General features: G+C 58.4%; 8 protein-coding genes. 7 read left to right on the top strand and 1 reads right to left on the bottom strand.

Features of this window, described 5'->3' with window-relative positions; all coding sequences use genetic code 11:
* The first annotated feature begins 21 nt into the window (after nt 1–21).
* From L6966_RS11370 to L6966_RS11380, 3 genes are all read left to right on the top strand, one after another.
* Nucleotides 22–1020: an NADP-dependent oxidoreductase gene (locus tag L6966_RS11370; RefSeq protein WP_237233418.1), complete on the top strand. Its 999-nt coding sequence runs from the start codon at nt 22–24 to the stop codon at nt 1018–1020.
* A 175-nt stretch (nt 1021–1195) separates the two neighbouring features.
* The gene (locus L6966_RS11375; protein WP_237233419.1) at nt 1196–2050 is read left to right on the top strand and encodes an alpha/beta fold hydrolase; all 855 of its coding nucleotides are present in this window, start codon (nt 1196–1198) and stop codon (nt 2048–2050) included.
* Nucleotides 2051–2078: 28 nt separating this feature from the next.
* Nucleotides 2079–2858: a strictosidine synthase gene (locus L6966_RS11380; protein ID WP_237233420.1), complete on the top strand. Its 780-nt coding sequence runs from the start codon at nt 2079–2081 to the stop codon at nt 2856–2858.
* On the opposite strand, the gene L6966_RS11385 is transcribed toward L6966_RS11380, so the two are convergent.
* On the bottom strand, nt 2855–3409 hold the full coding sequence (locus tag L6966_RS11385) for a TetR/AcrR family transcriptional regulator (RefSeq protein ID WP_237233421.1): 555 nt from the start codon (nt 3407–3409) through the stop codon (nt 2855–2857). The two genes, L6966_RS11380 and L6966_RS11385, sit on opposite strands and share 4 nt — an antisense overlap.
* 118 nt (nt 3410–3527) lie before the next feature.
* Here L6966_RS11385 and L6966_RS11390 point away from each other — a divergent pair, with 118 nt between their 5' ends.
* From L6966_RS11390 to L6966_RS11405, 4 genes are all read left to right on the top strand, one after another.
* Nucleotides 3528–4556, top strand: a complete 1029-nt coding sequence (locus tag L6966_RS11390) for an alpha/beta hydrolase (protein ID WP_237233422.1) — start codon at nt 3528–3530, stop codon at nt 4554–4556.
* 121 nt (nt 4557–4677) lie between these two features.
* Nucleotides 4678–5538 carry a ParA family protein gene (locus L6966_RS11395; protein ID WP_083091490.1) on the top strand — a complete coding sequence of 287 codons (861 nt, stop codon included), beginning with the start codon at nt 4678–4680 and terminating at the stop codon, nt 5536–5538.
* 241 nt (nt 5539–5779) lie between these two features.
* Nucleotides 5780–6634: a segregation and condensation protein A gene (locus L6966_RS11400; protein ID WP_237233423.1), complete on the top strand. Its 855-nt coding sequence runs from the start codon at nt 5780–5782 to the stop codon at nt 6632–6634.
* The coding region (locus L6966_RS11405) for a hypothetical protein (RefSeq protein ID WP_237233424.1) at nt 6627–6832 on the top strand (206 nt) is incomplete at its 3' end. The genes L6966_RS11400 and L6966_RS11405, both read left to right, overlap by 8 nt.

Here is a 6832-nt window from a genome sequence, read left to right on the forward strand (position 1 = left end):
CCCATCCGAAAGAGAAATAGCATGAAAGCCTTTACCCTAACCTCCTATAAAGACGGCGGCACCACCGCCTGGGCTGACCTTCCTACCCCGGTTGCTGGCCCCGGCCAGGTGCTAATCCAGGTGCGCGCCGCAGGTCTGAACCCCCTCGATGACATGATTGCCCGCGGCGACTTCAAGCAGCTCCTGCCCAACAAGCTTCCCCTGGTTCTGGGGCAGGAAGTTGCTGGGGACGTCCTGGCCGTCGGTAGCGACGTCACCAACTTCTCGGTAGGGGATAGGGTCTTTACCCGCCTGCCCATTGATGCCATCGGTGGCTTTGCCGGGCAGGTGGCAGTAGATGCGACCCAGGTGGCCCCCCTGCCTGCCGGGCTGAGCTACACCGAGGCTGCCGGCCTTCCCCTGGTGCTTCTGACCGCCATTCAGGCCTTTACCGAAAAAGCCCCCATCAAGCCCGGCGATAAGGTCTTCATTCAGGGCGGCACCGGTGGCCTGGGATCCATCGCTGTGCAGGTTGCCAAGTACCTGGGTGCAACCGTAGCAACCACTGTCAGCACCAAGAACGTGGAGCTGGCCAAGAGCCTTGGCGCTGATGTGGTCATTGACTACCGCACCCAGAACTATGAGGAGCTGATCTCGGGCTACGATATCGTGCTCGATACCCTGGGCAAGGGCGAGACAATCCGGTCTATGAAGGTGCTGGCTCCCGGCGGTACCCTGGTGACCGTTGTCGGCAACCCCGATACTGATTTTGCGGTGCAGCTAGGTAAGAAGGCCCTGAAGCCGGTGATGTGGTTCCTCAGCCGCAAGGAGCGGGCCGCGGCTAAGAAGCTCGGCATCGATTACAAGTTCCTCTTTATGCGGGCAGAAGCCAGCCAGCTGGTGGACTACACCCCGGCCCTGGAGTCGGGGGCCATTAAGCCCCTGGTAGCCCAGGCTCTGCCCTTTGACCGCTTGGAGGAGGCTCTTGAAATGCTGGCCGCCGGCAAGGGTGGCCCCGGTAAAATCGTGGTTGAGATGTAGCCAATAAGCTAAAAATTTAGGACGCCGCCCCACTCCCCTGCCTGGCGGCAGGGGAGTGGGGCGGCGTCCTTTGCTCTCTAGGCAGGTGATGGGAAACATAGGCTCCGGGCTGGTGTGGTGTGGAAAAGCCCTGTAGTCTGTAATTGTATCAAGAACAAATACAAAAAGGATTGTCATGACCGTTCCCTACCAGAGCGCCACCACCCAGCACATTACCGCCGCCAACGGCACCACCTACGCCTACCGCGAGTTCGGTCAGGTTGAAAGTGAAGCTACCCCCGTCGTCCTCTTTGTCCACCTAGCTGCCACCCTGGAAAACTGGGACCCCCGCCTGGTAGACCAAATCGGCGCCCACCACCGCGTCATCGCCTTCGACAACCAGGGAGTGGGCGGTTCAACGGGCCGAGTGCCCCACAGCATCAAGGGCATGGCTACCTCCGCCCTGGCCTTCATCGACGCCCTGGGCCTGAAGCGCATCAAGCTCTTTAGCTTCTCTCTGGGCGGCTTTATCGCCCAGGAAGTAGTGGAGCAGCGCCCCGAACTGGTCGAAAAACTGGTCCTCACCGGTACCGGCGGACGAGGCGGCGCAGGTATCTCCCAGGTCGTGGGAGTAACCTTCGCTGACATCGCTCGTTCCTTCTTCGCCCGCACCGACCCCAAGCGCTACCTCTTCTTCAACCATGACGCAGAAGGCGGGGCTGCAGCCCGCGAATTCCTCACCTCTATCAACGGCCGCACCCTCGATAAGGACAAGCCCATGAGCTTCCCGGGCTTCCTCACCCAGCTGGCTGCCATCTACCGCTGGGGCAAGATGCCCAAGGCCCCCCTAGCCTCCTTCATCACTATGCCCACCCTGATTGCCAATGGCGATGTGGACCGCATGGTACCCACCGAAAACTCCTACGAACTCCACCACCGCATCCCCGGCAGCGAACTGGTCATTTCCGAGAACTCAGGCCACGGAGGGGTATTCCAGTACCACCGGGAATTCGGCGCCCGACTCGTTGGCTTCCTCGCCGACGAAAACTAGTTTTACCCGGAACCTCTAAGGACTGACTATGGCACCGAACCCCATCTTTACCAAGGAATTTTCGTCTTCTATTCTGCTGTGGATTCGTCACGGCATGACCGTGCCAGAAGGTAAGGACTACTGGGCAGGTGGCCACGCCCAAATCATTGCCGCCTCCAAGGGCCTCAAGGAATACCGCCAGCTCCACATCAGTGAAGCCGAGCACAGCTTCTGGCCGGCCCACCCCGGCCTAGAAACCGTTGTGCGTGCAGACCGCCGGATCAACGGAATTGCTGACGTGACCTTCCAAAGCACCTTGGCAGCCACGGCAGGACGTGAGCAAACAGCCCTGGCTTTCAAGGACGAAATTAACGTCTTTCGGCGCACCCTCATGTACATCGGCCTGCCCGGCTCAACCCGCTGGTACACGACCCCGGTGGCCAGGTCTCAGACCCAACTGCGCGATGTGGTCTTTTTCCGCCGGGCCCAGGGGGCAAGGGGCAGGGAGTTCAAGGACTTCATGCACAATAGGCTTGCTCCCTCTGTGCTAGCCCAGGCAGGAATCAGCGAACTGCGTACCGAAACCTTTTTGCCCTGGCACAAAAAGACCTGGGATACTCCCAACGTCGCCCATGATAACCCCAAGGCAGATCGCTACCACGGCCTGATGGTCATCGGCTTTGAGAGCGAAACTGCCCGGGCTGCTTTCTACGAACAAGTAGCTCCCCACCTCAACTCCACCGTTGACGGGGCGGTCAGCGCTATCCATAGCTTCGCTATTGAAGACACCAAGGTCTTTGTGGAGGGCGGACGCCGGCTCCCCGCCTAGGCAGGATCTTGGTAGAGGGCGACGAGCCCAGCCAGGTTGATCTGCACGCTGGTGGCAAATAAGCGGTTGAGGGCGCGGGGCGATTCTTTGGCCCCGCGCCTGAACCATTCGTCGATGAAACCAAAAATCCCGTACGCTAAAAAGGCCTTGGGGTAGGCGTCCTTGCTGGGCAGAGCATCTGATAAGCCTAGTTTCTGCTTGATGGTATCGAGTACGGTATGTGCCATGCCCTGCCGGTAGAGCACCGAGTAGAAGGGCTGGTAGTCGTCAAAATGTTGGAAGAGGCTCTCAAAGACCATGGCCGGGTGGGCCGAGGGGTCGTTTTCAAGCTGGTGGGCCCACTGTTGAATGAGACGGGCAGCTGCCTGGGTGAGCACCTGCTCCTTAGAGTCAAAATGACGGTAGAAGGACGCCCGCCCCACCTGGGCATGGGCGCAGAGGGCGCTGATGGTGATCGCTTCTAAGGGCTGGGCGCGTAAAAGGTCCACGAGAGCTTCGGTAATTCTTTGGGCTACAAAATTCTGGGGTGTAGGCGCTGGGGTGGGGGACATGAGACACTTCCTGCTTACTTGTCTTATTTCAGGCTCAAAACCAGTGAGACACTTGTATCACTCTTGGCACCATGGTGAACTATCCAAGAAACATATTCAAATCACCGGAAAGCCACTCATGAAGCGTCTGCCCACAATCGTTCTCACCCTGCTTGGCCTCGCCCTGGCAGGCGTCCTCGCCCTTACCGCCGTCCTTGTCTTTGCCCCCTCAATCGTTGTTAAGGGAATCCAGGCTACCACCTACCAGGGAGCTGAGATCAACCCCACCCAGGCCGCCGCTGAAACTACGAGCCACACCCTGGATAACGGCATTGAGTACGTCAATGACATCCGCTACACAGACACATTTGCCAAGGGCTTTCTCGATATCCGCTACGCGCTCGGTGCCGATGAGCAGACCCCCACTATCGTCTACTTCCACGGTGGAGGATTTTTCGCTGGCGATAAGGCAATCGGTGACCCCCTGGCCGTCAATGACGATGCAAACTACCTGCTGGAACAGTTCGTCCTGCAGGGTTACAACCTGGTTGCCGTCAATTACGCCCTGACCCCGGCCAGCTACTTTCCAGGGCCGGTGCTTCAAATGAACGAGGCTATTAACTACCTCATCACTCATGCCGACGAACTGAACATCTCCATGGACCAGGTGCGCCTCTTTGGATCATCAGCCGGAGCTATCATGGTGAGCCAATACATCACCGCCATCTCAAACCCCACCTACGCTGACCTCTTCGAATTCACCCAAGAACCCCTGCTGACCCCCGACCAGGTTCACTCGGCCATTATTGATGACGCCCCCATCGTTCCAGAGAACATGAACATCGCAACCCGGGTACTGATCGGTAACTACCTGCAAACCTCAATCTTCCTGCCAGAATCAGACAACACCCGCCGCTACAACCCCATTCCCTACCTGACCCAAGACACCCCCAAATCCATCACCCTGGCAGGTACCAACGACGGCTTCCCCGCCGACATGAGAGCCTTCGCAGAGGCCCTTAACCAGGCCGGGGGAGAAGCGACCTACTTCCACACCGATGAAGAGACCTACGGGCTCACCATGCACGGTTACATGGGCAACCTGAAATATGACACCAGCGGCGCCTCCCAGGCCGCCTTTGATCGCGTCATAGAATTTATCCGCTAATACCAGGGGGCCTACGTAAAAAATCTGGCTCTCAAGACTTATGCCCGGTCGACAGCCCAGCTTGCGCCCACCGGCTAAACTAGTGGATAAGAGACTTAACCCCGACCAAAGGTGAAACACAGTGACTGAAACCGGCGCTGAGCAGCTCGGCCCTACAGGCCGCCCCCTGCGCATCTACCCCGATCCCGCACCCCTGACCACCCACGGGCCCGCCCGCATCATTTCCATGGTCAACCAGAAGGGCGGTGTCGGAAAAACCACCTCCACTATTAACCTGGGCGCTGCCCTGGCTGAAGCTGGCCGCAAGGTCTTACTTGTTGATTTTGACCCCCAAGGCGCACTCTCCGCAGGTTTTGGTGCTAACCCCCACGAACTCGATTTAACCGTCTACAACGTCATGATGGATCGTAAGGTCGACATTCGCGATGTTATTCAGAACACCGAGGTCAATAACATCGACTTACTGCCAGCCAACATTGATCTATCGGCCGCCGAAGTGCAGCTGGTTAATGAGGTTGCCCGCGAGCAGGTACTAGCCAGCTCCCTGCGCAAGGTTGAAAATGACTACGACGTGATTTTGATTGACTGCCAGCCTTCCTTGGGTCTGCTCACCGTTAACGCGCTGACCGCCAGCCACGGCGTCATTATTCCCCTGATATGCGAGTTCTTTGCCCTGCGCGCCGTGGCCCTACTGGTAGATTCCATAGAGAAGGTGCAGGATCGCCTGAACCCCAAGCTCGAAATCGACGGGGTGCTGGCCACCATGTTTGACTCCCGCACCCTGCACTCCAAAGAAGTTTTAGCCCGCATCATTGATGCCTTTGGCGATAAAGTCTTTGACACCGTCATCAAACGCACCGTCAAGTTCCCCGACGCCACGGTTTCAGCCGAGCCTATTCTCTCCTATGCCTCCAACCACTCTGGAGCCGAGGCCTACCGTCAGCTAGCCCGCGAACTTATCTCACGCGGAGGTGCCCCCTAAACGCGCTCCCGCCCCGCGAGGGGAAAATGCAGGATGCTGACGGGCCGGTGAAGTGCCACCGGCGTCCTTGTGAGAGGCGGGGGTAGCATGCCCCTGCCTAGTGCTCTTAGCTACTTTTGCCCACCTTCCCTTGAAGAAGAGAGGGGTGGGGAGGCACAATGGTTAAAACACAACAGGCGGCTAGCGTTCAAGCCGCCCACTCTAAATCCTGGTTCAAACCACCTACAGGAGACTCGCTGCCGTGACGGTACCGAACACACGTGAGGCTAGTGCCCCTACGCCCTTCACACTCACCCTGGCCAATTTTGAAGGCCCTTTCGACCTTCTGCTCACCCTTATTTCCCGCCGCAAGCTTGACATCACTGATATAGCTCTGGCCGAGGTCACTGACGAATTTCTCACCTATATCAGGGGAGCTCTAGGCATAAAAGACTCACGTGGCGCAGATATTGCACTCAATACAGCCAGTGAATTTTTGGTCACCGCCACGACCCTCATTGAACTGAAAACCGCGCGCCTACTCCCGCGAAGCGATAAAGCATTAACCACCAACCCTGAACTGCTCGAAGCCCGAGACCTGCTTTTTGCGCGCCTGCTCCAGTACCGGGCCTACCGCGAAGTCGCAGCTGTGCTACAGGCCCGCTTCTCCGCCGAAAACCGGCGCTTCGCTCGCTCTGTTGCCCTCGAACCACGCTTCGCCAAGGTGTTACCAGAGCTGATTTTTGATGTGACACCGCAGGCATTCGCCGAAATCGCCGCAGGGGCTCTGCGCCTGCATGAGACGGCAGACCATGAACCTGAACACATTGATACCGGCCATATTTACACTCCGGCAACCACTATTGCAACTGAAGAGGCCGTGGTTCTGGCGCGGCTCAAGGAGCGCGGCACCCCAGTGAGTTTCGCCGAGCTGTGCAGGGACGCCGACAGCCGAGAGGTCGTGGCCGTGCGATTTTTGGCTGTACTGGAGCTCTACAAAGAACGACGTATCAGAGTAGACCAGCAGGTTACCCTAGGGCCCATCACCCTGACTCTAGAACCCGGAGCCGATACTGAGACAACCTTAAAAACGGGGAAGGAGGAGAGCCGTGTCTAACCCCGACTACACCGACGACGACCTAGCTATCCTCCGCTCTGGGAGCTGGGGCGCGGAACCAGATGTGCCCGCAGAATCGGGCACGCCAGACGAGCCAGGGTCTGCTGAGTCGGAACCTGAAACAGCCGAACAGGCTGACGAGGGGAAAAGCATGCACGAGACTGATGCCCCCATTGAGCCCCGCCCCCAACCCGGGCC

The organism is Rothia nasisuis (assembly GCF_928381405.1).
Classification (GTDB): Bacteria; Actinomycetota; Actinomycetes; order Actinomycetales; family Micrococcaceae; genus Rothia; species Rothia nasisuis.

Bases quoted from the DNA above. Each gene is read 5' to 3' on its own strand.
- L6966_RS11390 (WP_237233422.1), top strand. From the start codon at position 3,528: ATGAAGCGTCTGCCCACAATCGTTCTCACCCTGCTTGGCCTCGCCCTG.
- L6966_RS11380 (WP_237233420.1), top strand. From the start codon at position 2,079: ATGGCACCGAACCCCATCTTTACCAAGGAATTTTCGTCTTCTATTCTG.
- L6966_RS11385 (WP_237233421.1), bottom strand. From the start codon at position 3,409: ATGTCCCCCACCCCAGCGCCTACACCCCAGAATTTTGTAGCCCAAAGA.
- L6966_RS11375 (WP_237233419.1), top strand. From the start codon at position 1,196: ATGACCGTTCCCTACCAGAGCGCCACCACCCAGCACATTACCGCCGCC.
- L6966_RS11370 (WP_237233418.1), top strand. From the start codon at position 22: ATGAAAGCCTTTACCCTAACCTCCTATAAAGACGGCGGCACCACCGCC.